This window comes from Lysinibacillus sp. NPDC056232 (assembly GCF_042267565.1).
In the GTDB taxonomy this organism is placed as follows: domain Bacteria; phylum Bacillota; class Bacilli; order Bacillales_A; family Planococcaceae; genus Lysinibacillus.
This window is the reverse complement of sequence record NZ_JBHJTF010000013.1, coordinates 36,853-62,280: the sequence shown is the minus strand read 5'-3', so window position 1 is coordinate 62,280 and position 25,428 is coordinate 36,853. Positions and strand designations below refer to the sequence as shown.

The following is a 25,428-nucleotide window of genomic DNA, read 5'->3' as shown; positions in this document are numbered from 1 at the left end:
ATGGAAATGATATGCGAACATTGTAAGCAGCGTAATGCGACAGTTACCGTAACACAAGTTCAAAGTGGTCAAAAGGTGGAGCACCATTATTGTGACGTCTGCGCCTCGCAGTTCCATCCATTTCATGCTGAATTTAAGCAAGAGCCAATATCTATTCAACAGCTATTATCTAATTGGTTTGGCTCACCTTCATGGCAGCAACAAAAAGTGGGTGAAAAACAGCAGGCACCAGCACAACCGCAAACATGTCCACAATGTGGATTTACGTATAAGCAGTTTTTAAAAGAAGGCAAATTTGGATGCCCTAGCTGCTATGATACCTTTAGCGAGCACTTACCGAAGCTCTTTAACCGCATACAGGCTGGGCCTCAACATATAGGGAAAATGCCCGGTGCTCGAAGCAATGTTTATGTCATCAAAAAGCAAATTGAGGATATTCGTAAACGTATGAAGCTTGCTGTAGATAAAGAACAATTTGAAGAGGCAGCTAAGCTTCGCGATGAAGCGAAGGAACTTGAGAAGCAGGTACAATTTGAAGGTGGTGATGTGTCGTGATGATTGAATCGTTTTTAGAGCGTGCTACACCAATATGGATGAGTGTGGAGGATGATTATTCAGATATTGTCATTAGTACACGCATTCGCCTTGCTCGAAATTTAGATGGTTATCGTTTTCCATTAGCTTTTACAGAGGATGAAGCATTACATGTAGAACAGGCAGTTACACATGCAATAAAGGACAGTACAGAACTTCAAGAAAATTATTCATATTTTGCTATTAAGGATTTAACGCCTTTACAACGTCAAATACTTGTAGAAAAACATTTAATTAGTCCTCAGCTTGCAAAAAAAGAGCAAGTTGGCTCCATGCTCTTATCTGATGACGAATCAATTAGCATTATGGTGAACGAAGAAGACCATTTACGCATTCAATGTATGACAGCGAGTTTTCAACTTCAACAGGCATACGAGCAGGCCAATAAAATTGATCGTACCTTAGAGAAAGCTTTGCCTTATGCATTCCGAGATACATTTGGTTATTTAACAAGTTGCCCAACAAATATTGGTACTGGTTTGCGAGCATCTGTCATGATGCACCTGCCAGCCCTTACACTCACGGCTCAGATGAATCAAATCATTAATGCAATGACACGATTAGGAATGACGGTAAGAGGAATATATGGAGAAGGTAGCGAAAATATAGGTAACGTTTACCAAGTGTCAAATCAGATTACACTAGGAAAAACAGAGGATGACATTTTAGCGGACATCCAAAGTGTCGCTGAAAAAATAATTCAAAAAGAACGGCATGCAAGAGGCAAGTTAATGGAAAAAGCAGAACTTGCTCTAGAAGACCGTGTGTACCGTGCTTTAGGTACGTTAACATATGCTCGAATTTTAACGAGTGAGGAAGCCGCTACCTGTCTATCAAATGTTCGTTTAGGCGTAGATTTACAGTTAATTGAAGGTATTAAAGCGACTAAATTAAACGAATGTGTAGTCAGTATGCAACCTGGATTTTTACAGAATTACGCAGGGGACGTTTTGCCGCCTGCTGAGCGAGATCGCGTACGGGCTGAAATGCTTCGTGAGGCACTGTCTCGAGAAAATGTGAGTAAGCCTATTATTCGGGGAAAAGGAGAGGATTCATTTGATGTTTAATCGTTTTACACAACGCGCACAAAAAGTATTACAGCTTGCACAAGAAGAGGCAATTCGTTGGAAGCACGAATCAATTGGAACAGAGCATATTCTTTTAGGGCTTATCCGTGAAGGTGGCGGTATTGCTGCAAAAGCATTAGAAGCCATTGATATTAGCCCTCAAATGATTGAAGCGGGTATTGAAGAACTTGTAGGGAAGGGGAAAGAGGATGTTGGCCCAATTGTCCACTACACACCTCGAGCTAAAAAAGTAATAGAGCTATCAGTCGATGAATCACGTAAATTAGGTCATTCCTATATTGGAACAGAGCATTTACTATTGGCGCTTATTCGTGAAGGTGAAGGGATAGCGGCTCGCGTATTAAATAATGCTGGTGTCGGATTGAATAAGGCTCGTCAGCAAGTGCTATTGTTATTAGGCAATAACGACAATGCTCAATCTGGTCAACAAGCTGCACAGGCTGCCAATACACCAACATTGGATAGCCTTGCTCGTGATTTAACGCAAATTGCTCGTGAAGGTACTTTAGATCCAGTCATTGGTCGAAGCAAGGAAATTACACGTGTTATCGAGGTTCTATCTCGCCGTACAAAAAATAACCCTGTATTAGTCGGGGAGCCAGGTGTTGGTAAAACAGCTATTGCTGAAGGCTTAGCGCAGCAAATTATTAATAATGAAGTGCCAGAAATTCTTCGTGATAAACGTGTTATGACACTTGATATGGGGACAGTTGTTGCTGGAACAAAATATCGCGGTGAATTTGAGGATCGCTTGAAAAAAGTAATGGATGAAATTCGCCAAGCAGGTAATGTTATTTTATTTATCGATGAACTGCATACATTGATCGGTGCAGGCGGTGCAGAAGGTGCCATTGATGCGTCAAATATTTTAAAACCATCTTTAGCACGTGGCGAGCTTCAATGTATTGGCGCGACAACACTTGATGAGTATCGCAAATATATTGAAAAGGATGCGGCATTAGAGCGCCGGTTCCAACCAATTCAAGTTGATGAGCCGACTGTAGAAGAAGCGATCCTAATTATTCAAGGTTTACGTGATCGCTATGAAGCACATCACCGTGTGAAAATTACAGATGAAGCAATTGAAGCGGCAGCAAAAATGAGTGACCGATATATTTCTGACCGTTTCTTACCAGATAAGGCGATTGACTTGATTGATGAAGCGGGTTCTAAAGTACGCTTACGTTCATTCGCGGTACCACCAAACTTAAAAGCGCTTGAAGATAAATTGGAAAATGTACGCTCTGAAAAGAATGCAGCCGTTTCTGGTCAAGAATTTGAAAAGGCAGCATCTTTAAGAGATACAGAGCAAAAGCTAAAAGATGAAATTGAAACTACGAGAAAAAATTGGAAGGAAGAGCAAGGTAAGGCTGAATCAAAAGTGACAGTGGATGATGTAGCAGCGGTAGTATCTATGTGGACTGGAATTCCAGTATCAAAAATTGCTTCCGAAGAATCTTCTAAGTTATTACAACTTGAAGAAGAGTTACACAAACGTGTTGTAGGTCAAGGAGAAGCGGTAGAGGCAATTTCTCGCGCAATTCGTCGTGCAAGAGCTGGCTTGAAAGATCCGAAACGACCAATTGGTTCATTTATTTTCTTAGGCCCTACAGGGGTTGGTAAAACAGAGCTTGCTAGAGCATTAGCGGAAGTTATGTTTGGCGACGAGGATGCAATGATTCGCGTTGATATGTCAGAGTACATGGAAAAACATTCGACTTCACGTTTAGTTGGTTCACCTCCTGGCTATGTAGGCTTTGATGATGGCGGTCAACTAACAGAAAAGGTTCGTCGTAAACCATATTCTGTAGTATTACTAGATGAGATTGAGAAGGCTCATCCAGATGTTTTCAATATCTTACTTCAAGTACTTGAAGATGGCCGTTTAACAGATTCTAAAGGTCGAGTGGTGGATTTCCGCAACACAGTTGTTATTATGACATCCAACGTTGGTGCGGACGCTTTAAAATATCGTAAAAACCTTGGTTTCAATGTAGGTAGTACGGATACGAAGTATAAAGATATGAAGGGTACAATGCTCGAGGAATTGAAAAAAGCATTCCGCCCAGAGTTCTTAAACCGTATCGACGAAATGATCGTCTTCCACTCACTAGAAAAAGAACATTTAAAAGAAATCGTAGCGATGATGGCGAATGCTTTAACAAAACGTCTGAAAGAGCAAGACATTTCGTTAGAGTTAACGGAATCGGCTCTTGAAAAAATTGCAGAGGAAGGCTACGATCCTCAATACGGTGCTCGCCCACTACGTCGTTCATTACAAAAACAAGTAGAGGACCGTTTATCGGAAGAACTACTGAAAGGCAATGTAGAGAAGGGTAACCAAGTAATCATTGATTACGTGAATAATGAGTTTGTTGTGAAGAAAAAAGAGGAAGTATCTACTTCTAAATAATCTTCATATCATACGATAAAGTGAACCTTCGCTTTCGGTACAGATAAATTACTGCACATTCATGCGGGGTAAACATTTCATTTGAAAAGGACAGCAAGGCTATAGTGCCAAGCTGTCCTTTTTTATGTACAATAAACATAAGAACAAATATTCGAGGTGGATGCAATTTGGCAAAGAAAAAAACAAAATTTGTATGCTCAAGCTGTGGTTATGAATCTGCAAAATGGATGGGGAGATGTCCAGGGTGTGGGGAATGGAATAAGATGGTTGAAGAGGTGGAGGTCGTTGCAAAAGGGCCGCGCGGTGCATTCCAACATTCTGCTACGGTTACCCAAAAGGCCCTCCCGATTATGCAAATTGAAACTGCTGAGGAATCACGAGTTGCTACAGAAATGGGCGAGCTTAACCGAGTATTAGGAGGAGGCATCGTACCAGGTTCTCTTGTGTTAATTGGGGGAGATCCTGGAATTGGGAAGTCAACGTTATTATTACAAGTATCTGCGTTGCTGTCGAATAAGGGACATCGTGTGCTCTATATTTCCGGTGAGGAATCCATCCGTCAAACAAAGCTGCGTGCAGAACGTTTAGGGGTGATCTCACAGGAGCTTTATATATATTCTGAAACGAATTTAGAGTTTTTAAATCAGACCATTGATGATGTGCAGCCAAAGTTTGTTATTGTCGATTCTATTCAAACTGTTTTTCATCCAGAGATAACGAGTGCACCTGGTAGTGTATCACAAGTGCGTGAATGTACAGCAGAACTTATGCGAATTGCAAAAACAAAAGGAATTGCCATATTTTTAGTCGGACATGTAACAAAAGAGGGGCAAATTGCAGGACCACGTATTTTGGAGCATATGGTTGATACGGTATTGTATTTTGAAGGAGAACGACATCATAATCACCGTATTTTACGCAGCCAAAAAAACCGCTTTGGCTCTACGAATGAAATTGCAATTTTTGAAATGCTTCAGGGGGGCTTAAAGGAAGTGTTAAACCCGTCTGAGTTGTTCCTACAGGAGCGTTCACAGGGTGCGGCTGGATCAACAATCGTAGCCTCAATGGAAGGTACACGGCCAATTCTAGTTGAAATTCAGTCACTGGTAACACCAACAAGCTTTAATTATCCGAAACGAATGGCAACGGGTGTCGATCAAAATCGTGTGCAACTGCTTATGGCTGTCCTTGAAAAGAGAATGGGTCTCATGCTACAGGCACAGGATGCATATATTAAAGTTGCTGGCGGCGTGAAGCTTGATGAGCCTGCCATTGATTTGGCTGTGTTGACAAGTATTGTTTCGAGTTTTAAGGATCAAGCTGTTCGGGCAACGGATTGCTTTATTGGGGAAGTAGGTTTGACAGGCGAGGTGCGTCGTGTATCTCGTATTGAACAACGTGTGATCGAGGCAGCAAAGCTCGGATTTAAGCGGGCCTTCATACCAGCCTCAAATATCGGTGGTTGGGATTTCCCTCAAGGTATTGAGATTGTTGGTGTAGAAACGATAAAGGATGCATTGAATGCTTGCTTTAGAGAGCTATAAAGAAGTTTGTGCATGTTGGACAATGTTCTGACATGCACTTTTAATTGCATGAGTGGAGATTTGGTTTTTTTAAATTCATAGATAGAAGGTAGGAAACTCAAAGAGGGGAAATGGCGTCTATGATAACGTCCGTGAAAATGCTTGTTTAATGCCGAGCTGGTGCCAAAGAGCATTTCGGATTTTAGAATTTTAGAAATTGATTTTCAGTAGACTTGGGATGATCAATTGATGGATGAAATTACCGATGCTTTGATAGGGTCATAAAAGATTTTCTGCAGTAAACTATGTATAATTATATATTAAGAATGGGAGGTGACAGTTTATGAAAAAATTTGTTCAAATTGCTTTTTTACTGATTGGAGGAGCATTAGGCCTTGTTTTCTTACCGCCATTATACGAATTGCTTCATTTATCATCTAATCCTTGGCTTGATAACCCTTATGTATCAGTAGCTTTAGGAGCGCTTTTACTATTTACATTATCATTTGCCTTTTCAGATTATTTTGTAAGGCTCATTAGCTGGATGGAAGAGGTGCTATTTAAAGTACCGGTTGGTGACTTATTATTTGGTACACTTGGACTTATTATTGGACTAATCGTTGCGTATTTCTTAGGATTTGCAATCGATAGTATTGATTTACCGAGTTTTACAAAGGTTTTACCAATTATACTGTCATTTATGCTTGGGTATTTAGGGTTCCGTGTAGGCTTTAAAAAGCGAGATGAATTAATCCAGCTATTTACTTTGCGTGGTAATACTTCAAAGAAAAAATTAGCGGAAGGTGTAGAGGCTCAAGAGGTACGAGGAAGCTATAAACTGTTAGATACTAGTGTTATTATTGATGGTCGTATTGCAGATATTTCTGAAACAGGCTTTATAGAAGGTACACTAGTTGTACCCCAATTTGTCCTTACTGAGCTCCAGCACATTGCTGATTCTTCGGATACATTGAAGCGTACAAGAGGTCGCCGCGGCTTAGATATTTTAAAAAAATTACAAGATGAACGTATGACGAAGGTTGAGATTACTGAAGAGGATTTTGAGGATGTTCAAGAGGTTGACTTAAAGCTAGTCCGCCTTGCAAAGAAAAGGGGCTACGATACACAAATTGTGACGAACGACTTTAACCTTAACAAAGTTTGCGAGCTACACCACGTTAAAGTGCTAAACATCAATGATTTAGCAAATGCAGTCAAACCTGTCGTAATTCCAGGTGAGGATATGCAAGTGATGGTCATTAAAGATGGGAAAGAGCATAATCAAGGGGTTGCTTATTTAGATGATGGCACAATGATCGTTGTTGAAGGTGGACGTAGCTATATAGGACAGGCAATTACAGTAACCGTAACAAGTGTTCTTCAAACATCAGCAGGTCGTATGATTTTTGCTAAACCAAAGGATGACTAGGAAGTGGGAAATGTGCAATATGAAGTAGTATTGCCTGCTGCGGGAAGCGGAAAGCGAATGGGTGCAGGGCAAAATAAGTTATTTTTAAATCTTTTAGAAAAACCGATCCTCATACACACACTGGAGGTATTTGAACAGGATGGTCAGTGTACAGGTATTTGGCTTGCAGTAAAGCCTGAAGAGCGTGTATTTATTCAAGAAATGCTAGAGAGGTATGGAATTACTAAAGTTAAAGGTTTACCTGATGGTGGAGCAGAGCGACAGCATTCCGTCCATTCGTGCATGAAAGAGATGAAGCAGGTTGATATTGTGCTTGTGCATGATGCTGCGCGTCCATTTATTACTCACGACATTATAGCGAATCTTGTGCAAAGTGCGCATGATTTTGGCGCTGCGATTGCGGGTGTTCGTGCGAAGGATACGATGAAAAAAGTACGTGATGGTGTTATTGAAGAGACGATTGATCGAGAAAGCTTATGGATGATTCAAACCCCACAAGCGTTTCAATTTGATTTGATTGTAGAGGCAGAGGATGTCGCTGAGAAGGTGGGCTTCCTTGGTACCGATGAGGCAATGCTTGTTGAACGTCTTGGTCATGAGGTGCATATTGTAGAAAGTAGCTACGAAAATGTAAAAATGACGACGCAAGAGGATTTAGTTTTCGGTGAAGCGATCTTGCGTAAACGTGCTTTGAATGCGAGTAGTTGAAGTGACACCCATAGGTAAATTAAAATGGTAGCGGCTAGAGCAACTATACAAAATCCCGTAAAGAAGTAGCATTATAACTTCTTACGGGATTTTATTTTAAGTTCTTTCAGCAATGTTCTTAAATGCCTCAATTCCTCAAAATGTAAAGCGGTTAAGCAACTCTTTTTGCAGTGAAAATCCACTATTTCATAATACTCTTTAATTCCTCTATAAAAGCAGACCGTCTTGGGTAAGTTTGCAGTAAATCAGCAATTAACCGTTCTGCTTCTATGGCATAGCCAGCCTTCCGCATAATATTGATAGAACGACAGACATCTTTATAATTTTTTCGATTAGTGGAAGATTGAGCATCGATAGTGACGGCGTCAATGAAGAGTGCACAAACTTCTTCATAGTACTGCTCTTTAATGAATTGATAATAGTCCTCTATTCGTGTTGGGTATTTTTTGCAATAGTCTAGAATACGTTTAGTTTGTTGTTCTTCTACAATAAGTCTTGCATATAATTGTGAATTGGCAAGGCTATTTAATAATTCTTCTAGAACCTCAGGCCATTGTTCAGTAGAGTGAAGAGCTTTGAATTCCTTGTAAAAATCATAATCACCTTGTTGTAATAGCTTTAAAGCTAATTCACGCATTTCTTCTGTATGCCCTAAATGCTGATGAGCTATAAAAGCATAGCGTTGCCACATGCTCACAATGCCAGGAAGTTGTTGATCTTGCTGGATCCCATCCGCTGTCAATTGTAATGTTTTTTCATATTCGCCATGGTTAATGGCAGATTGAATAAGTTGTTCACGCATATGGTAGTCCTCAATATGCTTTTCCAAAAATGCCTCTACTTCCTTACTACTGTATTTATTCTGCAATAAGTGAAGCTCAATCTGCTTTAACTCTTTATTAATATATTGTGCATTCCAATCATCTGATGTACTTTCCATCGAATGAATAAGGGTTTTGAATTGCTCCTCAATCGCATCATCCATACAAAGAGGAACACAGGCATGGAGCAAATGAATTCGACAGTCTACCCAGCCATCTAACTCGTGTTGCATTGCTTTTTGAATAACAAGTTCATATACTGTTTCATACTGCTCTTTTGACCAAAGACTAACTCCTTCTTCAATCGCTTGACTAATTAATTCAAGACTTTCATTTATGGCATCACCGAAATGACCATCGGAATCATCACCATATTGTAGTGCCTCTAATGTGTATTGAAGGCACAGAAAACTAAGCTCAATAGCTGTAATATAATTCTCTTCGTCAATATGCTCCTTAGCGTGTTGAAGTGTTGAGTAGACACCTTTTAGTGCTTTCGATGCCCGATGACGTGGGATAAAACCGCTACGCCCCTCCTGCCCGCTTTTTAGATGCTGGACAATCATTTTTTTAGCGGCCTTTACTATATCTGTTGGCTCCATTAGTCGCATTTCTAATTCTTGCAAAAAATTCGGGGAGTTCTTCCCCACTGTTAGAATTAGGCTTATTAAATTTTCTTTTGTTTGTGTTGTTAGCAATTGCTGTAATGTTGATTTTTTGACTTTAGATGATCTAGATACTGGTGCAGGAGGGTTGTTAAGCTGTTCCTTAATCGCGTATAGCACAGCGGCAATATGCTTGCAATCATCATCGAAAGGGCAGTCACAATTCGCATATGTAATATCGCCATTTGATGTGATGACGACGTCTACAGTATACGGTTCAGTTCCTTCAACCTCTGCCTGCCAATTGCTATTGTCAATTTGCATAATATCAATGACATGATTTTTTACATAATAATCGTGTCCACGCTGTACAATTACTTTTTTAAATTGCTTTTCAAAAGTATTGATGTTCATTTTAGTCCCGCCTTATCGTATTAGATTAATGCAAGCATAACAAAAAATACGAGGGAAATGAGAGCTCAATAGTATATAACTTTGTCGAGACACTCATTTCCTAGGAAATATGTTAAAATGTGAGGGTATAATATAGAGTAAATATAAAAGTGAAAGAAGGTGAATGAGACTGCCTTATGAGCTGAATAGACGCTTTTTAAGTCTGCATATTTTTTAAAGTGAATGGGCTTCGTGTGGTGGATTTTATTTATCTTATTAGACAGTCTCAAAATCATATGTTTCGAGTGGGACAAGGATTTGACGTGCATGCATTTGAAGAAGGGCGTCCATTAATTATTGGTGGTATAACAATTCCTCATGAAAAAGGGTTAGTAGGGCATTCGGATGCAGATGTTTTATTACACACTGTAACAGATGCAGCGTTAGGGGCTATTGGTGAGGGAGATATCGGTCGTCATTTCCCAGACACAGATCCTGCGTTCAAAGATGCTGATTCAGCGAAATTATTAGAGCATATTTGGAAGATTGTTGAGGACAAGGGTTATGTTCTAGGCAATGTGGATTGTACGATTATGGCACAACGTCCGAAAATGGCACCATATATTGAACAAATGCAAAATCGTATTGCTGAATTACTTCATGCAGAGCCTTCTCAAGTGAATGTTAAAGCAACAACAACTGAACGTTTAGGTTTTACAGGTCGCGAGGAAGGGATTGCGGCTTTGGCGACAATCCTATTGATAAAGAAGTAAAAGCAGGCTCTCAGCGCTTTTATTTCCTGTAACAGAGTGGTAAAATGAACAAAGTCAATTTTTTGAACGAAAATTTAGGAGGCTTTTAATTATGGCGAAAGAAGTTCGTGTTCGTTACGCGCCATCCCCTACTGGTTTCTTACATATCGGTGGAGCGCGTACAGCGTTATTTAACTATTTATATGCAAAACATCATAACGGTAAATTCATCGTACGTATTGAGGATACAGATATCGAGCGTAATGTAGAGGGCGGAGAAGCATCTCAACTAGATAACTTAAAATGGTTAGGTATGGAATATGATGAGTCGATCGATATTGGTGGACCGTATGCACCTTATCGTCAAATGGAGCGTCTTGATATTTATAAAGAGCACGCTGAGAAACTATTAGAGCAAGGTGTAGCTTACAAATGCTTTTGTTCTTCTGAGAAATTAGAAGCGTCTCGTGAAGAACAAAAAGCACGAGGTGTTGCAGCTCCAACTTATGATGGTACTTGTCGTCATTTATCAGCAGAGGAAGTTGCCGCTAAAGAAGCTGCTGGTGAACAATATACAATTCGTATGCGCGTACCTGAAAATGTAACATACGAATTTGAAGATTTAGTACGTGGACAAGTAACATTTGAATCAAAAGATATTGGTGACTGGGTACTTGTTAAAGCAAACGGTATCCCAACGTATAACTATGCGGTAGTGCTAGATGATCACTTTATGGAAATTTCACATGTATTCCGTGGCGAAGAGCATTTATCGAATACACCAAAACAAATGATGATTTTTGATGCGTTTGGCTGGGAATATCCACGCTTTGGTCATATGACATTAATCATTAATGAAAACCGTAAAAAATTATCAAAACGTGATGAATCAATTATTCAATTCGTAACACAATATAAAGATTTAGGCTACCTACCTGAAGCGATGTTCAACTTCTTTGCATTACTTGGCTGGTCTCCTGAAGGGGAAGAAGAGATTTTCTCAAAAGAAGAATTTATTAAAATCTTTGATGAAAAACGTCTTTCAAAATCACCATCTATGTTCGATAAACAAAAGCTTACTTGGATGAATAATCAATACATTAAAAAATTATCTTTAGAAGAAGTAGTGGCATTATCTTTACCACACTTACAAAAAGCTGGTTTATTACCAGAAGAACTAACAGAAGAAGAACGTACATGGGCTACAGATTTAATCGCACTTTATCATGATCAAATGAGCTTTGGTGCTGAAATTGTAGAACTATCTCGCCTATTCTTTAACGATCATATTGAATATGATGAAGAAGCAAAAGCAGTTTTAGCAGGTGAGCAGGTACCTGAGGTAATGACTGCATTTAAAGCACAGCTTGAAGGTTTAGAGGAATTTACGCCTGATACTGTCAAAGCGGCTATTAAAGCTGTTCAAAAAGAAACAGGTCACAAAGGTAAAAATCTATTTATGCCAATCCGCGTCGTAACGACGGGTGAAACGCATGGTCCAGAGCTTCCTAACGCGATTTGCTTAATTGGCAAACAGAAAACAATTGATCGTGTAGAAAAAATTGCGCAATAAGTAGAAATTGATTGACAATTTATTAGTTCGTTGTAAAATGTATTTACATTGAAAAAGCGTTGATAAGGAGAAGTAAGTGGCGCATGCTCTAAAGAGAGGACCATCACCGGCTGAAAGTGGTCTGAGCCTAGGCAAAACTGAAATGCACCTTTGAGCATAAAGCTGAACAAAAAGTAGGCTTTATCGATTCGTTCCCGTTACAGAACGTCCAGAGTGGGAGGCTTTCGCCTTCAATCAGAGTGGAACCGCGCATATTTAGCGTCTCTGTCATTCCTTTTTTAGGGATGATAGGGGCGCTTTTTTATTTTCCGGACATGTGACTTGAAGCGATGGATGCGCCGAATTCTGCTCGACTACTCTGCGGTGAAATCAACGTCAGCTATAGTATTTCAAAGGTCAGGGATGCAGTTGATTTGTATGGCATTTTCAAAGGGTCAAAGCAGATCAAAATGAAAAGGGGGAGCTTTTTGTGTTTAAAAGAATGAAGGAAGATGTAGAAACAATTTTTGAGAATGATCCAGCAGCGCGCAGTGTATTCGAAGTGATATTAACATACTCGGGCCTGCACGCTACTTGGGCACATCGAGTTGCCCATTGGTTCTTTAAAAAGCGTTTTTATTTTATAGCCCGTGCTATTTCACAAATTAGTCGCTTCTTTACTGGAATTGAAATTCACCCTGGAGCGAAAATCGGTCGACGTTTCTTTATTGACCATGGGATGGGCGTTGTCATTGGCGAAACATGTGAGATTGGTGATAATGTAACGTTGTATCAAGGTGTTACTTTAGGTGGTACAGGGAAAGAAAAGGGAAAACGCCATCCGACATTAGAGGATAATGTGCTAGTTGCGACAGGTGCAAAAGTGTTAGGTTCTATTACAATTGGTGAAAATAGTAAAATTGGTGCAGGCTCAGTTGTCTTAAAAGAAGTGCCACCTAATGCTACGGTTGTTGGTATTCCTGGTAAAATAGTGATTAAGGATGGAGTCCGTCTAGAGAAAAAACTAGACCACCAAAATATACCTGACCCTGTAGAAGAACGTTGTCAAGCTTTCGAGAAGCAGATTGCAGCATTGAATCAGGAAATCGAACGCTTACAAAAGGAGAGAGAAACCCAATGAGTATTCAAATTTTCAACTCATTAACACGACAAAAGGAAACGTTTGTACCGCTGGAGGAAGGCAAAGTAAAAATGTACGTTTGTGGTCCGACAGTTTATAACTACATTCATATTGGGAATTCACGTCCTGTAATTGTCTACGATACAGTGCGTCGTTATTTTCAATACAAAGGCTACGATGTGAAATTTGTTTCAAATTTCACAGATGTGGACGACAAAATTATTAAGGCTGCTAATGAGCTTGGAGAAGAAGTTCATGAATTAACGGAACGCTTTATTGCTGCATACTTTGAAGATGTTACAGCGTTAGGCTGCAAGAAAGCGGATGTACATCCACGCGTAACAGAGCATATGGATGATATCATTCAATTCATTCAAGTTTTAGTCGATAAAGGTTATGCTTATGAGTCAGCTGGTGATGTTTATTACCGAACTCGTAAATTTAATGGTTACGGTAAATTATCTCACCAAGCGGTAGATGATTTAAAAATTGGTGCTCGTATAGAAGCAGGCGAGAAAAAAGATGATGCGTTAGATTTCGCTCTATGGAAAGCTGTGAAGCCAGGTGAAATTTACTGGGAAAGTCCGTGGGGCAAAGGGCGTCCAGGTTGGCATATTGAATGCTCAGTAATGGCGCGTGAGCATTTAGGAGATACTATTGATATTCATGCTGGTGGGCAAGATTTAACATTCCCACATCATGAAAATGAAATTGCACAATCTGAAGCTCATAATGATAAAACATTTGCACGTTATTGGATGCACAATGGGTATATTAATATTGATAATGAAAAAATGTCCAAATCCCTTGGTAATTTTATACTCGTTAATGATATTCGTAAACAAATTGACCCGCAAATTTTACGCTTCTTTATGCTTTCTGTGCATTATCGTCATCCAATTAACTTTGCGAAGGATTTAGTAGATGCAGCCGCAAATGGTTTAGAACGAATTCGTACTGCCTACAACAATGTCAAACACCGTTTAACAGCAACTGCGAGCTTAGGTGATCACTCAGAAGAATGGCTTGAAAAAATTGCTGAACAAAAAGCTCATTTTGAAGAAGCAATGGATGATGATTTTAATACAGCCAATGCCATTTCCGTATTATTTGAATTAGCGCGTATCGCAAATATTTATTTAAATGAAACGAATACTGATGAAAAAGTATTATTGAGTTTTACTGAAACTTTTGAGGTGTTAGGTGACGTCTTAGGTATTGAATTTGCAAAAGAAGAAGAGTTATTAGACGAAGAAATTGAAGCGCTTTTACAGGAGCGTATAGAAGCACGTAAAAATCGTGATTTTGCTCGTTCAGATGAAATTCGTGACCATTTGCAAGCGCAAGGTATCATTTTAGAAGATACGCGACAAGGAACTAGATGGAAACGAGGGTAAGTAATTTGGGTAAACTCCGCAACGAAGATGTTAAGCAATTAAATGCATTAGCGTTAGCCTATATGGGGGACGCAGTTTTAGAACAAAAGGTACGAGAGCATTTACTACGTGCCGGCCGCGTCAAACCTAACACACTTCATAGAGAAGCGACACATTACGTATCAGCGAAAGCACAATCTATGATTGTACATCGAATGATGGATGAAGGTTTTTTAACAGAGGAGGAATTGGCTGTGTTCCGTCGTGGGCGCAATGCCAAATCCGGCTCTGTGCCAAAAAATACAGATGTTCAAACATACCGTAATAGCTCAGGCTTTGAGGCTGTGCTAGGTAGTTTATATTTATTAAATGACTTAGAACGCGTTTATGCAATCATTGCATACGCTATTCAAATAATCGAGGAATCGAAAGGAGTGTCGAATTAATGGCAGAGCAAAATGGTGAAATTATTGCCGGTAAAAACCCAGTGTTAGAAGCGCTTCGTTCAGGCCGCGATATGAATAAAGTATGGATTGCAGAAGGTGTGAAAAAATCGGGGGTTAACGAACTTCTAGATTTGGCACGAGAACGTGGTGTCATTGTTCAATTTGTCCCGAAGAAAAAGGTCGATCAATTATCAGATGCCAATCACCAAGGAATTGTTGCCTCTGTTGCAGCATATCAATATGCAGAGCTAGAGGATTTATTTGCTGCCGCTGCAAAAAAACAAGAAGATCCATTTTTCTTAATTTTAGATGAGCTAGAGGACCCGCATAATCTAGGCTCTATTATGCGAACAGCTGATGCGATAGGTGCGCATGGCATTATTATTCCGAAGCGCCGTTCTGTGAGTTTGACAGCTGTAGTGGCAAAGGCATCAACTGGAGCAATTGAGCATGTACCTGTTGTGCGTGTTAATAATCTAGCGCAGACGGTAGATGAGCTAAAAGAACGAGGGGTATGGATTGCAGGTACAGATGCCAAAGGTTCTGCAGACTATCGTAAAATGGATGCAACACTGCCGCTTGCAATTATTATTGGTAGTGAAGGCAAAGGAATGGGCCGCTTATTAAAAGAGAAATGTGACTTTTTATATCATCTACCGATGGTTGGGCATGTCACATCACTAAATGCATCGGTAGCTGCTGCACTTTTAATGTACGAAGTGTATCGTAAACGTCAAGAAGCGAATGATTGACAATGAACAATATTTTGCTTGTTGACGGCTATAATATGATAGGAGCTTGGAAAGAGCTACGACCATTACGTGATACTAATTTTGAAGATGCCCGTAAGAGATTGATTGAGCTTATGGCTGAGTATAAGGCAGCTATGGGGTGGCGCGTAATTATAGTTTTTGACGCGCATCTTGTACCGGGTGTGGAGCAAACTTATTTAGAAAACGATGTCGAAATCATTTATACACGGAAAAACGAAACAGCAGATGAACGTATTGAAAAAATGACACACGAACTAAAGGCTAGAAATGTACAGATTCACGTAGCAACCTCCGATATGGCAGAGCAAAACGTTATTTTTGGTAATGGTGCTCTGCGAAAATCGGCAAGGGAGCTAGAAATTGATATGGGTATTATCCAACATAAAATTTCTCATGATGTGAAACAAAAACATGATAGCAAACCGCCATCTCGCATGGAGCTTAAGCCGGATGTTGCTTTAGCCTTTGAAAAGTGGCGGCGTGGTTTGAAATGATTGATTGACTCATATTTTCCAATTCCGTTATACTGTTCCTATTATCTGTTGTGGCTGAGGTGATACCATGTTTAAAAATAGTATTGTACAAGTGACACAAGATTTTGAACGATTCAATGATGAAGAACTTATTGAAATGGTGCATCAAGGTAATACAGATGCGTTGGATTATTTAATTACGAAATACCGTTTGTTAGTAAGAGCAAAGGCTAGATCTTATTTTTTAATTGGTGCAGATAAGGAAGACATTGTGCAAGAGGGCATGATTGGTTTATATAAAGCCATTCGCGATTTTAAGGGAGATAAGCTTGCTTCTTTTAGAGCTTTTGCTGAGTTATGTATTACAAGGCAGATTATTACGGCTATTAAAACAGCTACAAGACAAAAGCATATTCCACTAAATTCATATGTTTCTTTGGACAAGCCTATTTTTGATGAAGAGTCAGATCGTACTTTAATGGATGTATTAACTGGTGCTATTATGGATGATCCGGAAGAGTTAATAATTCATAGAGAAGAGTTTGGCTACTTAGAAGAAAAGATGGGTGAGATTTTAAGTGAACTAGAACTACAAGTGTTAGCTCTTTACTTAGATGGTCAGTCTTATCATGAAATTTCTGAGAAACTAAATCGTCATGTGAAATCTATTGACAATGCTTTACAACGAGTAAAGCGTAAATTAGAGCGACATTTAGTTCTTGAAGAAATGTCTTAGCGGTTGTATGCCTTTGTTGACATTGACAAATATAGGTGTTAGTCTTGAAAAGACAAAGTGCCGAAAAGGTGATTATGTGGCAAAAAAAGTCGTTCTAAATTGCGAAAAATGCGGATCGAGAAATTATACGTTTCCAGCTAAGGCAGATTCAACTGTACGCCTCGAATTAAAGAAATTTTGCTCGCATTGCAATGAACATACAGTGCATAAACAAACGCTATAAAATAATATGTAAATAGACAGATATGATTGATTCGGAGGTTAGGCTAGAATGGGCAAGATTAAAGGCTTTTTCAGCAATGTAATGTCGGAAATGCGCAAAACAAGCTGGCCAAAAAGTAAAGAACTGACGAAATATACAGTCGTTGTAATTTCAACTGTTGTAATTATGGCTTTATTTTTTGTGTTAGTAGACTTAGGTATTTCATCATTATTCCGCTGGTACTTAGAGTTATAATTTAGTAAATAGCATGTTAATACTTCTGAAATAGCCCGTCATTACAATAAACGGGTTTTTTCGTTTGTTTTATGAAGTAATCAGCAGTAAAATATTCTCAATATGATAAGTATGCTACTAGAGATAGTATGAGGGTAGCAATAGATGACTATGCTAGATTTGGTATATATCATCAGGCTTTCGCTAGCTATTAGCGAAAGCTATGTTTTTCTAATGAGCAGTTTGTGAAAAGAGTAAAGAATGCACTTAGCATATCCGATGCATTTTCACTTTTATTTGTAAGGGAGGGACGGACGAGGAGTCCTAGTAGTTATGGAGAAAAATTGGTATGTTGTTCATACGTATTCAGGGTATGAAAACCGCGTAAAAGCAAACCTAGAGAAACGTGTAGAAACAATGGGTATGCAAGATAAGATTTTCCGTGTTATTGTGCCTGAACACGAAGAAACGGAAATGAAGGATGGGAAAAAGCGTACAATGATGCGTAAAGTTTTCCCTGGTTATGTTTTAGTAGAGCTAATTATGACAGATGATTCATGGTATGTTGTACGTAATACGCCAGGTGTAACTGGTTTTATCGGTTCATCTGGTGGTGGTGCTAAGCCAACGCCTTTATTACCTGAAGAAGCGGATCGTCTACTACAGCAAATGGGCATGACTGACAAAGTTGTCGAGATTGATATTTCTGTTGGAGAAGCGGTAGAAGTATTAGAAGGGCCTTTCGCACACTTCCAAGGACGTGTTGAAGAAATTGACACGGAAAAAGGAAAAGTGAAAGTTTCTGTCGACATGTTTGGTCGCGAAACAATTATGGAACTTGATTTTGAGCAAATACAAAAAATGTAGTTTTAGCAACTAAAGTGTCATATGTCTGATGAGTATGTCACAGATTTTGTTATTTACTACTTGCTTTAAAAAAATAAAAGTGGTATCATTTCAAAGGTCAGACTGTCATACTTTGGTTTGACGTCTGTAATGATAATTTTAATGTTATCGGCAATTAGCTGACAGACAGATATTGAGTGGGAGGGGCAACCCAATTACCACATCACGGACTTAAGGAGGTGTGTCTCGTGGCTAAAAAAGTTATTAAAGTTGTTAAACTTCAAATCCCTGCTGGTAAAGCAAATCCAGCTCCACCGGTTGGTCCTGCATTAGGTCAAGCGGGTGTGAACATCATGGGATTCTGTAAAGAATTCAACGCGCGTACTGCAGATCAAGCTGGTCTTATTATTCCAGTTGAAATTTCAGTATTCGAGGATCGTTCATTCACTTTCATTACAAAAACTCCACCTGCAGCAGTACTACTTAAAGTAGCAGCTGGTATCCAATCTGGATCTGGTGAACCAAACCGTAAAAAAGTGGCAACGGTTAAACGTGATAAAGTTCGCGAAATCGCTGAAACTAAAATGCCAGACCTTAACGCTGCTTCAGTTGAAGCTGCAATGTTAATGGTTGAAGGTACTGCACGAAGCATGGGTATTGTTATCGAAGACTAATCCCATTACTTGATGATGTATTTGTTTTTTGGAAGGTTGCGGAGTTTCTTTGTGAACGCGCAACCTTTATTCGTGGGAGGTAAAATCCGCTATAACCACAATCAAGGAGGAATTATATAATGGCTAAAAAAGGTAAAAAACTGCAAGATGCAGTAAAATTAATCGACCGTAACGCAGTATACGGCGCACAAGAAGCAATCGAACTTGCTCAAAAAACTAGCTCAGTGAACTTCGACGCTACTGTAGAAGTTGCTTTCCGTTTAGGAATCGATACTCGTAAAAATGACCAACAAATCCGTGGTGCAGTAGTGTTACCAAACGGTACTGGTAAAACTCAACGCGTATTAGTATTCGCTAAAGGTGAAAAACTTAAAGAAGCTGAAGCAGCTGGTGCTGATTATGTAGGCGATGCAGAATACATCCAAAAAATCCAACAAGGTTGGTTCGATTTCGATGTAATCGTTGCAACTCCTGATATGATGGGTGAAGTTGGTAAACTTGGTCGTGTATTAGGACCTAAAGGTTTAATGCCAAACCCTAAAACTGGTACAGTTACTTTCGATGTAACAAAAGCGATCGCAGAAATTAAAGCTGGTAAAGTAGAATACCGTGCTGATAAAGCTGGTATCATCCACGCTCCTATCGGTAAAGTTTCTTTCTCTGCAGAAAAATTAGTAGAAAACTTCTTAACTGTATTTGATGTAGTACAAAAAGCAAAACCTGCTGCTGCTAAAGGTACTTACATGAAATCTGTAAACGTTACAACTACAATGGGTCCAGCTATTAAAGTTGATGCTTCAAGCGTAGCTGTAAAATAATTAGTTTTTTTATATAAATCTGTTGACGGCTCTGTCTATCTGTGATATGATGGATGCTGTTGTGAATCATCCATTTGTACCGTAGACAGTAGGAGTGACTTGTCACTTAATGATCCTACCGAGGACATCGGAATTCGGATTCTTATTTTAAAGATGATGACTTTCAGCCTCTGTGTCTATTTGACCCGGAGGCTTTTCTTTTGTCGGTATAAATGACCCATTCTAATAGGAGGTGTCATCATGAGCAAAGCAATCGAAAACAAACAAGTACAAGTTCAAGAGATTACTGAGAAATTCCAAAACGCTGCTTCTGTAGTAGTTGTGGATTATCGTGGTCTTAACGTTACACAAGTGACTGAACTTCGTAAACAACTTCGTGAAGCTGGTGTTGAGTTCAAAGTTTATAAAAACACTTTAACACGTCGTGCTACTGAAGCTGTTGGTCTTGAAGGAATCAATGACGTATTAGTTGGTCCTAACGCAATTGCGTTCTCAAATGAGGATGTTGTAGCTCCTGCTAAAATCATCAATGAGTTCGCTAAGAAAAACGAAGCTTTAGAAATTAAAGCAGGTATTATCGAAGGTACAATCTCTTCTGTTGAAGATGTTAAAGCACTTGCAGAACTTCCATCACGCGAAGGTCTTCTTTCTATGCTTTTATCTGTACTTCAAGCTCCAGTGCGCAACTTCGCACTTGCAACAAAAGCTGTTGCAGAACAAAAAGAAGAACAAGGCGCGTAATTCCATACGCACTATAACTTCTGCGGCCTAACCCGCAACAATAAAACATTATCCATTAGGAGGAAATTATAATGAATAAAGAGCAAATCTTAGAAGCTATCAAAGCTATGACAGTTCTTGAATTAAACGATTTAGTAAAAGCAATCGAAGAAGAATTCGGTGTAACAGCTGCTGCTCCTGTAGCAGTAGTAGGTGGTGCTGCTGCTGGCGCTGCTGAAGAAAAAACTGAGTTTGACGTAGTACTAGCATCTGCTGGTGGCGAAAAAATCAAAGTAATCAAAGCGGTTCGTGAAATCACTGGTTTAGGTCTTAAAGAAGCTAAAGAAGTAGTAGATAACGCTCCTAAAGCTCTTAAAGAAGGCGTTTCTAAAGATGAAGCTGAACAAATCAAAGCTAAACTTGAAGAAGTTGGCGCATCTGTAGAAGTTAAGTAATCTCGCATTACTTTTAAACAAAAGGAAAGCTCGTCATTGCGGCGAGCTTTTTTTCTTCATTCTGAGGAGGCGTGGAAATGTCAGATCACTATTATACAAGTAAGCCTCAAACTGAGAGTAAACCTCGTCACTGGACATTCAAATTGTTAGGGCATACGTTTTCCTTCGAAACGGATGCAGGGGTATTTAGTAAAAGCGAAGTAGATTTTGGATCCCGTGTTTTAATAGATGCTTTTCAAATGCCTGCTATTGATGGTGCAATTTTTGATGTGGGGTGTGGGTATGGACCAATCGGATTATCGATTGCCAAAGCAAACCCGGATCGTACCGTTCTTATGATGGATATCAATGAACGTGCAGTTGCACTTTCACAAAAAAATGCGCAAGTAAACGGTGTTCAAAATGTACGGATATTTGTGAGTGACGGACTATCGATGGTTGACAACGATGTAAAAGCCGCAGCTATTTTAACCAATCCTCCGATTCGCGCAGGAAAGGAAACAATTTTCCGTTTTTACGATGGAGCTTATGATAAGTTAGTGTCATCTGGCGAGCTGTGGATAGTCATACAGAAGAAGCAAGGTGCACCATCAACGGTAAGTTATTTAGAAGAAAAATTTTCTGAAGTCGATGTTGTGGAGAAGAAAAAAGGGTACTGGATAGTACGTGCGAAAAAATAAATGAAATATGCATAATTTATTGACTTGACAAATCGGCTATGATAATATGGTAAAATGCAAAAATATTATTTTGAGGTCGTATGCCCTTTTGTATATGATTGTTATAATGTGGGTATACTTGCCAAGATAAGTTTAGTTAACCGAAAATGAGATCTTTTTGAAGACTCGTTTTCTTTTTGTCTTTCGAAATCATACACTATTTGTATGATTTTGCAAAGACCTAATATCGCTTTATTGAGGGGTGAATGAGTTGACAGGTCAACTAGTTCAGTATGGACAACACCGCCAGCGTAGAAGCTTTGCGCGTATTAACGAGGTGCTTGAGCTTCCAAATCTGATTGAGATTCAAACGGCGTCTTACGAGTGGTTCCTTGAAGAAGGTCTACGTGAAATGTTCCGTGACATTTCGCCGATCGAGGACTTTACAGGTAATCTTTCATTAGAATTCATCGATTATTCATTAGGAGATCCTAAGTATGAAGTTGATGAATGTAAAGAGCGAGATGTTACTTACGCAGCTCCATTACGTGTGAAAGTACGTCTTTACAACAAAGAAACAGACGAAGTGAAGGAACAGGATGTCTTCATGGGTGACTTCCCATTAATGACAGAAACAGGTACGTTCATTATCAATGGTGCTGAACGTGTTATCGTTTCACAATTAGTTCGTTCACCAAGTGTGTATTTCCATGATAAAACTGATAAAAACGGTAAGAAAGGTTTCGGAGCAACAGTTATTCCGAACCGTGGTGCATGGTTGGAATATGAAACTGACGCGAAAGATGTAGTATATGTGCGTATTGATCGTACTCGTAAGCTACCAGTAACAGTGTTACTTCGTGCATTAGGCTTCGGTTCAGACCAAGAAATTATCGACATTATCGGTGACAATGAATATTTACGTAATACGTTAGAAAAAGATAACTCTGAAAGTACTGAAAAAGCACTTTTAGAAATCTATGAACGTTTACGTCCAGGTGAGCCACCAACAGTTGAAAGTGCGAAGAGTTTATTATACTCTCGTTTCTTTGATGCGAAACGCTATGATTTAGCGAATGTTGGTCGCTACAAAATGAATAAAAAGCTTCATATCAAAAATCGTTTATTTAACCAAACGATTGCTGAAACGCTTGTAGACCCAGAAACAGGCGAAATTTTAGTAGAAAAAGGTACAGTTCTTGACCGTCGTACTTTAGATAAAATCTTACCGTATCTAGAAGATTCATCAAAAGGAATCGGTTACCGCACTTTATCACAAGTAGGTGGAGTGCTTGAGGATGATGTAACAATCCAGTCTATTAAAATTTATGCACCAAAAGATGAAGCGCAAAAAGAAATCAATATTATTAGTAATGCGTACATCGATGAAGAAGTGAAGAATATTACGCCTGCTGACGTATTATCTTCAGTAAGTTATTTCTTCAACTTACTTTACCAAGTAGGGGCAACAGATGATATCGACCACTTAGGTAACCGTCGTCTACGCTCTGTTGGTGAGCTTTTACAAAACCAATTCCGTATCGGTTTATCTCGTATGGAACGTGTAGTACGTGAGCGTATGTCTATTAACGATACAGCTGCTATCGTACCACAACAATTAATTAATATTCGTCCAGTGATTGCGTCAATTAAAGAGTTCTTTGGTAGCTCTCAATTATCACAATTCATGGACCAAACAAACCCACTGGCAGAGTTAACGCATAAACGTCGTCTATCTGCATTAGGACCTGGTGGTTTAACACGTGAGCGTGCTGGTTTCGAAGTACGTGACGTTCACTATTCTCACTATGGTCGTATGTGTCCAATCGAGACACCAGAGGGTCCAAACATTGGTTTAATCAACTCATTATCTTCATTTGCCAAAGTAAATAAATTCGGATTCATTGAAACACCTTATCGTCGTATTGACCACGAAACAGGTCAAGTATCGGATCAAATTGATTATTTAACAGCTGATGAAGAAGACAACTACTATGTAGCACAAGCGAACTCACTATTAAATCCTGATGGTACATTCGCTAAAGAAGAAGTAGTAGGTCGTTTCCGTGGAGATAATACAGTATTTAACAAATCGCAAATGGACTACATGGATGTATCTCCTAAACAAGTAGTATCAGCTGCGACTGCATGTATCCCGTTCTTGGAAAATGATGACTCGAACCGTGCACTTATGGGTGCCAACATGCAACGTCAAGCAGTTCCTCTTCTTAACCCAGAAGCACCATTTGTTGGTACTGGTATGGAACACGTTGATGCGCGTGACTCAGGTGCGGCTGTAGTAGCGAAATATGATGGTATTGTTGAGCACGTTGAAGCTCGCTCTATCCATGTTCGCCGTATTGAAGTCGTTGACGGTAAAGAGGTTAAAGGCGATTTAACAAAATATAAATTACAAAAATTCATTCGTTCTAACCAAGGTACTTCATACAACCAACGTCCACTTGTAAAAGTTGGCGAACGTGTGAAACCTCGTGACATTTTAGCAGACGGTCCATCTATGGAAAAGGGTGAACTTGCTCTTGGTCGTAACGTACTTGTTGCGTTCATGACTTGGAATGGCTATAACTATGAGGATGCTGTTATCATGAGCGAACGCCTTGTAAAAGATGATGTTTATACATCTGTTCATATTGAAGAATATGAATCAGAGTCTCGTGATACAAAATTAGGACCTGAAGAAATCACTCGCGATATTCCAAACGTTGGGGAAGATGCACTTCGTAATTTAGACGAACGTGGTATCATCCGCATTGGTGCAGAAGTACGCGATGGTGATATTCTTGTAGGTAAAGTAACACCTAAAGGGGTTACAGAATTAACTGCTGAAGAACGCCTATTACATGCTATCTTCGGTGAAAAAGCTCGTGAAGTTCGTGATACTTCATTACGTGTACCACATGGTGCCGGCGGTATTATTCTTGACGTGAAGGTATTTAACCGTGAAGATGGCGATGAATTACCACCAGGTGTTAACCAATTAGTTCGTGCTTACATTGTTCAAAAGCGTAAAATTCGCGTTGGGGACAAAATGGCCGGACGTCACGGTAACAAAGGGGTTATCTCTCGTATCTTACCGGAAGAGGATATGCCATTCATGCCAGACGGTACTCCTGTCGATATCATGTTAAACCCACTTGGTGTACCTTCTCGTATGAACATCGGACAAGTTTTAGAATTACACTTAGGTATGGCTTCTCGTTCCCTAGGCGTTCATATGGCAACTCCAGTATTTGATGGTGCCAACGAAGAAGATGTTTGGGAAACGATGGAAGAAGCAGGTATGAACCGCGATGGTAAAACAACCCTGTATGATGGACGTTCAGGTGAACCGTTCGATAACCGTGTATCAGTAGGGATCATGTACATGATCAAACTTGCTCACATGGTTGACGATAAACTTCACGCGCGTTCAACTGGTCCTTACTCACTTGTTACGCAACAGCCACTTGGTGGTAAAGCACAGTTCGGTGGACAACGCTTTGGTGAGATGGAGGTATGGGCACTTGAAGCATACGGTGCTGCCTATACACTTCAAGAAATCTTAACAGTTAAATCCGATGACGTTGTTGGTCGTGTGAAAACATACGAAGCAATCGTTAAAGGTGAAAGTGTACCAGAGCCAGGCGTTCCTGAATCATTCAAAGTATTGATTAAAGAACTTCAATCTCTTGGTATGGATGTGAAAATGTTAACAGTTAATGATGAAGAGGTAGAGCTTCGCGACTTAGACGAAGAAGAAGATCTTCAACCAGCTGATGCACTTAACATTGCACCACAGCAAGATAAAGAAGAAGAGCCAGTAGAGTCTTTTGAATAATGGAAAACGTTAATTCACATTATTAGTGGACACGGTCAAAGTTATTTTTCAAATTAGTCGGGCAGGATTTAACGCCCTGTCCGGCTTTTTCTTTCAATAAATCATTCTATTTTTAATCTTTTGCTAAAGAGCAATGATTCTTGCAAACGATTATCGAGC

The 25,428-nt window shown here is 39.5% G+C and carries 24 protein-coding genes and 2 other annotated features; of the genes, 23 read left to right on the top strand and 1 reads right to left on the bottom strand.

Annotated elements, in window-relative coordinates; all coding sequences use genetic code 11:
- Window positions 1-6: 6 nt before the first annotated feature.
- The 6 genes from ACFCYJ_RS12010 to ispD all read left to right on the top strand — a co-directional run bounded on the left by ACFCYJ_RS12010 (window position 7) and on the right by ispD (window position 7,755).
- Window positions 7-555, top strand: a complete 549-nt coding sequence (locus tag ACFCYJ_RS12010; RefSeq protein WP_376074169.1) for a UvrB/UvrC motif-containing protein — start codon at window positions 7-9, stop codon at window positions 553-555.
- Window positions 552-1,661: a protein-arginine kinase McsB gene (mcsB, locus tag ACFCYJ_RS12005; RefSeq protein WP_376074168.1), complete on the top strand. Its 1,110-nt coding sequence runs from the start codon at window positions 552-554 to the stop codon at window positions 1,659-1,661. Before ACFCYJ_RS12010 ends, mcsB begins: the two co-directional genes overlap by 4 nt.
- Complete coding sequence (locus ACFCYJ_RS12000) at window positions 1,651-4,095, top strand: ATP-dependent Clp protease ATP-binding subunit (RefSeq protein ID WP_376074167.1); 2,445 nt, start codon at window positions 1,651-1,653, stop codon at window positions 4,093-4,095. Before mcsB ends, ACFCYJ_RS12000 begins: the two co-directional genes overlap by 11 nt.
- Before the next feature lie 167 nt (window positions 4,096-4,262).
- Entirely contained in the window at window positions 4,263-5,639 is a 1,377-nt protein-coding gene (radA, locus tag ACFCYJ_RS11995; RefSeq protein WP_376074166.1) for a DNA repair protein RadA, read from the top strand.
- A 322-nt stretch (window positions 5,640-5,961) separates the two neighbouring features.
- Window positions 5,962-7,047, top strand: a complete 1,086-nt coding sequence (locus ACFCYJ_RS11990) for a PIN/TRAM domain-containing protein (RefSeq protein WP_376074165.1) — start codon at window positions 5,962-5,964, stop codon at window positions 7,045-7,047.
- Between the two features lie 12 nt (window positions 7,048-7,059).
- The gene (gene ispD / locus ACFCYJ_RS11985; protein WP_376074219.1) at window positions 7,060-7,755 is read left to right on the top strand and encodes a 2-C-methyl-D-erythritol 4-phosphate cytidylyltransferase; all 696 of its coding nucleotides are present in this window, start codon (window positions 7,060-7,062) and stop codon (window positions 7,753-7,755) included.
- A gap of 181 nt (window positions 7,756-7,936) precedes the next feature.
- Here the strand turns inward: ispD and ACFCYJ_RS11980 are convergent, their stop codons facing one another.
- Window positions 7,937-9,595 carry an SWIM zinc finger family protein gene (locus ACFCYJ_RS11980; RefSeq protein ID WP_376074164.1) on the bottom strand — a complete coding sequence of 553 codons (1,659 nt, stop codon included), beginning with the start codon at window positions 9,593-9,595 and terminating at the stop codon, window positions 7,937-7,939.
- 275 nt (window positions 9,596-9,870) lie between these two features.
- Here ACFCYJ_RS11980 and ispF point away from each other — a divergent pair, with 275 nt between their 5' ends.
- The 17 genes from ispF to rpoB all read left to right on the top strand — a co-directional run bounded on the left by ispF (window position 9,871) and on the right by rpoB (window position 25,269).
- A complete protein-coding gene (gene ispF / locus ACFCYJ_RS11975) occupies window positions 9,871-10,347 on the top strand; it encodes a 2-C-methyl-D-erythritol 2,4-cyclodiphosphate synthase (protein WP_376074218.1) in 477 nt (158 codons plus the stop codon).
- A 91-nt stretch (window positions 10,348-10,438) separates the two neighbouring features.
- Window positions 10,439-11,899 (top strand): glutamate--tRNA ligase, encoded by a 1,461-nt coding sequence (gene gltX / locus ACFCYJ_RS11970; protein ID WP_376074163.1) that lies wholly within the window; start codon window positions 10,439-10,441, stop codon window positions 11,897-11,899.
- Between the two features lie 50 nt (window positions 11,900-11,949).
- Window positions 11,950-12,168: a binding site (T-box leader), on the top strand.
- Between the two features lie 200 nt (window positions 12,169-12,368).
- On the top strand, window positions 12,369-13,019 hold the full coding sequence (gene epsC / locus ACFCYJ_RS11965; RefSeq protein ID WP_376074162.1) for a serine O-acetyltransferase EpsC: 651 nt from the start codon (window positions 12,369-12,371) through the stop codon (window positions 13,017-13,019).
- The gene (gene cysS / locus ACFCYJ_RS11960) at window positions 13,016-14,416 is read left to right on the top strand and encodes a cysteine--tRNA ligase (RefSeq protein ID WP_376074161.1); all 1,401 of its coding nucleotides are present in this window, start codon (window positions 13,016-13,018) and stop codon (window positions 14,414-14,416) included. Before epsC ends, cysS begins: the two co-directional genes overlap by 4 nt.
- Window positions 14,417-14,421: 5 nt before the next feature.
- Window positions 14,422-14,841: a Mini-ribonuclease 3 gene (locus ACFCYJ_RS11955; RefSeq protein WP_483869481.1), complete on the top strand. Its 420-nt coding sequence runs from the start codon at window positions 14,422-14,424 to the stop codon at window positions 14,839-14,841.
- Complete coding sequence (gene rlmB, locus ACFCYJ_RS11950; RefSeq protein WP_376074159.1) at window positions 14,841-15,593, top strand: 23S rRNA (guanosine(2251)-2'-O)-methyltransferase RlmB; 753 nt, start codon at window positions 14,841-14,843, stop codon at window positions 15,591-15,593. The genes ACFCYJ_RS11955 and rlmB overlap by 1 nt, the downstream gene beginning before the upstream one ends.
- Window positions 15,594-15,595: 2 nt before the next feature.
- Window positions 15,596-16,108 carry an NYN domain-containing protein gene (locus ACFCYJ_RS11945; RefSeq protein ID WP_323648548.1) on the top strand — a complete coding sequence of 171 codons (513 nt, stop codon included), beginning with the start codon at window positions 15,596-15,598 and terminating at the stop codon, window positions 16,106-16,108.
- Between the two features lie 67 nt (window positions 16,109-16,175).
- Entirely contained in the window at window positions 16,176-16,823 is a 648-nt protein-coding gene (gene sigH, locus ACFCYJ_RS11940) for an RNA polymerase sporulation sigma factor SigH (protein ID WP_376074158.1), read from the top strand.
- Window positions 16,824-16,830: 7 nt separating this feature from the next.
- Window positions 16,831-17,046, top strand: coding sequence for a 50S ribosomal protein L33 (rpmG, locus tag ACFCYJ_RS11935; protein WP_376074217.1), 216 nt, complete (start codon window positions 16,831-16,833; stop codon window positions 17,044-17,046).
- Window positions 17,047-17,094: 48 nt separating this feature from the next.
- Window positions 17,095-17,280, top strand: a complete 186-nt coding sequence (gene secE / locus ACFCYJ_RS11930) for a preprotein translocase subunit SecE (RefSeq protein WP_053596042.1) — start codon at window positions 17,095-17,097, stop codon at window positions 17,278-17,280.
- A gap of 312 nt (window positions 17,281-17,592) precedes the next feature.
- Window positions 17,593-18,126, top strand: a complete 534-nt coding sequence (gene nusG / locus ACFCYJ_RS11925; protein ID WP_376074157.1) for a transcription termination/antitermination protein NusG — start codon at window positions 17,593-17,595, stop codon at window positions 18,124-18,126.
- A gap of 227 nt (window positions 18,127-18,353) precedes the next feature.
- Window positions 18,354-18,779, top strand: coding sequence for a 50S ribosomal protein L11 (rplK, locus tag ACFCYJ_RS11920; protein ID WP_004233593.1), 426 nt, complete (start codon window positions 18,354-18,356; stop codon window positions 18,777-18,779).
- A gap of 119 nt (window positions 18,780-18,898) precedes the next feature.
- On the top strand, window positions 18,899-19,597 hold the full coding sequence (gene rplA, locus ACFCYJ_RS11915; protein ID WP_376074156.1) for a 50S ribosomal protein L1: 699 nt from the start codon (window positions 18,899-18,901) through the stop codon (window positions 19,595-19,597).
- Window positions 19,598-19,658: 61 nt separating this feature from the next.
- Window positions 19,659-19,805 (top strand) — a sequence feature (ribosomal protein L10 leader region).
- 32 nt (window positions 19,806-19,837) lie between these two features.
- On the top strand, window positions 19,838-20,338 hold the full coding sequence (gene rplJ, locus ACFCYJ_RS11910) for a 50S ribosomal protein L10 (protein WP_079562380.1): 501 nt from the start codon (window positions 19,838-19,840) through the stop codon (window positions 20,336-20,338).
- Window positions 20,339-20,409: 71 nt separating this feature from the next.
- Window positions 20,410-20,772, top strand: coding sequence for a 50S ribosomal protein L7/L12 (gene rplL / locus ACFCYJ_RS11905; protein ID WP_079562379.1), 363 nt, complete (start codon window positions 20,410-20,412; stop codon window positions 20,770-20,772).
- Window positions 20,773-20,849: 77 nt separating this feature from the next.
- Window positions 20,850-21,452, top strand: a complete 603-nt coding sequence (locus ACFCYJ_RS11900; protein ID WP_376074155.1) for a class I SAM-dependent methyltransferase — start codon at window positions 20,850-20,852, stop codon at window positions 21,450-21,452.
- Window positions 21,453-21,693: 241 nt separating this feature from the next.
- Entirely contained in the window at window positions 21,694-25,269 is a 3,576-nt protein-coding gene (gene rpoB, locus ACFCYJ_RS11895) for a DNA-directed RNA polymerase subunit beta (protein ID WP_376074154.1), read from the top strand.
- The last annotated feature ends 159 nt before the right edge of the window (window positions 25,270-25,428 follow it).

Bases quoted from the DNA above. Each gene is read 5' to 3' on its own strand.
- sigH (WP_376074158.1), top strand. From the start codon at position 16,176: ATGTTTAAAAATAGTATTGTACAAGTGACACAAGATTTTGAACGATTC.
- ACFCYJ_RS11990 (WP_376074165.1), top strand. From the start codon at position 5,962: ATGAAAAAATTTGTTCAAATTGCTTTTTTACTGATTGGAGGAGCATTA.
- ACFCYJ_RS11900 (WP_376074155.1), top strand. From the start codon at position 20,850: ATGTCAGATCACTATTATACAAGTAAGCCTCAAACTGAGAGTAAACCT.
- ACFCYJ_RS12010 (WP_376074169.1), top strand. From the start codon at position 7: ATGATATGCGAACATTGTAAGCAGCGTAATGCGACAGTTACCGTAACA.
- rpmG (WP_376074217.1), top strand. From the start codon at position 16,831: ATGCCTTTGTTGACATTGACAAATATAGGTGTTAGTCTTGAAAAGACA.
- gltX (WP_376074163.1), top strand. From the start codon at position 10,439: ATGGCGAAAGAAGTTCGTGTTCGTTACGCGCCATCCCCTACTGGTTTC.
- nusG (WP_376074157.1), top strand. From the start codon at position 17,593: ATGGAGAAAAATTGGTATGTTGTTCATACGTATTCAGGGTATGAAAAC.
- ispF (WP_376074218.1), top strand. From the start codon at position 9,871: ATGTTTCGAGTGGGACAAGGATTTGACGTGCATGCATTTGAAGAAGGG.
- secE (WP_053596042.1), top strand. From the start codon at position 17,095: ATGGGCAAGATTAAAGGCTTTTTCAGCAATGTAATGTCGGAAATGCGC.
- ACFCYJ_RS11980 (WP_376074164.1), bottom strand. From the start codon at position 9,595: ATGAACATCAATACTTTTGAAAAGCAATTTAAAAAAGTAATTGTACAG.
- rplL (WP_079562379.1), top strand. From the start codon at position 20,410: ATGAATAAAGAGCAAATCTTAGAAGCTATCAAAGCTATGACAGTTCTT.
- rplA (WP_376074156.1), top strand. From the start codon at position 18,899: ATGGCTAAAAAAGGTAAAAAACTGCAAGATGCAGTAAAATTAATCGAC.
- rlmB (WP_376074159.1), top strand. From the start codon at position 14,841: ATGGCAGAGCAAAATGGTGAAATTATTGCCGGTAAAAACCCAGTGTTA.
- cysS (WP_376074161.1), top strand. From the start codon at position 13,016: ATGAGTATTCAAATTTTCAACTCATTAACACGACAAAAGGAAACGTTT.
- ACFCYJ_RS11945 (WP_323648548.1), top strand. From the start codon at position 15,596: ATGAACAATATTTTGCTTGTTGACGGCTATAATATGATAGGAGCTTGG.
- rplJ (WP_079562380.1), top strand. From the start codon at position 19,838: ATGAGCAAAGCAATCGAAAACAAACAAGTACAAGTTCAAGAGATTACT.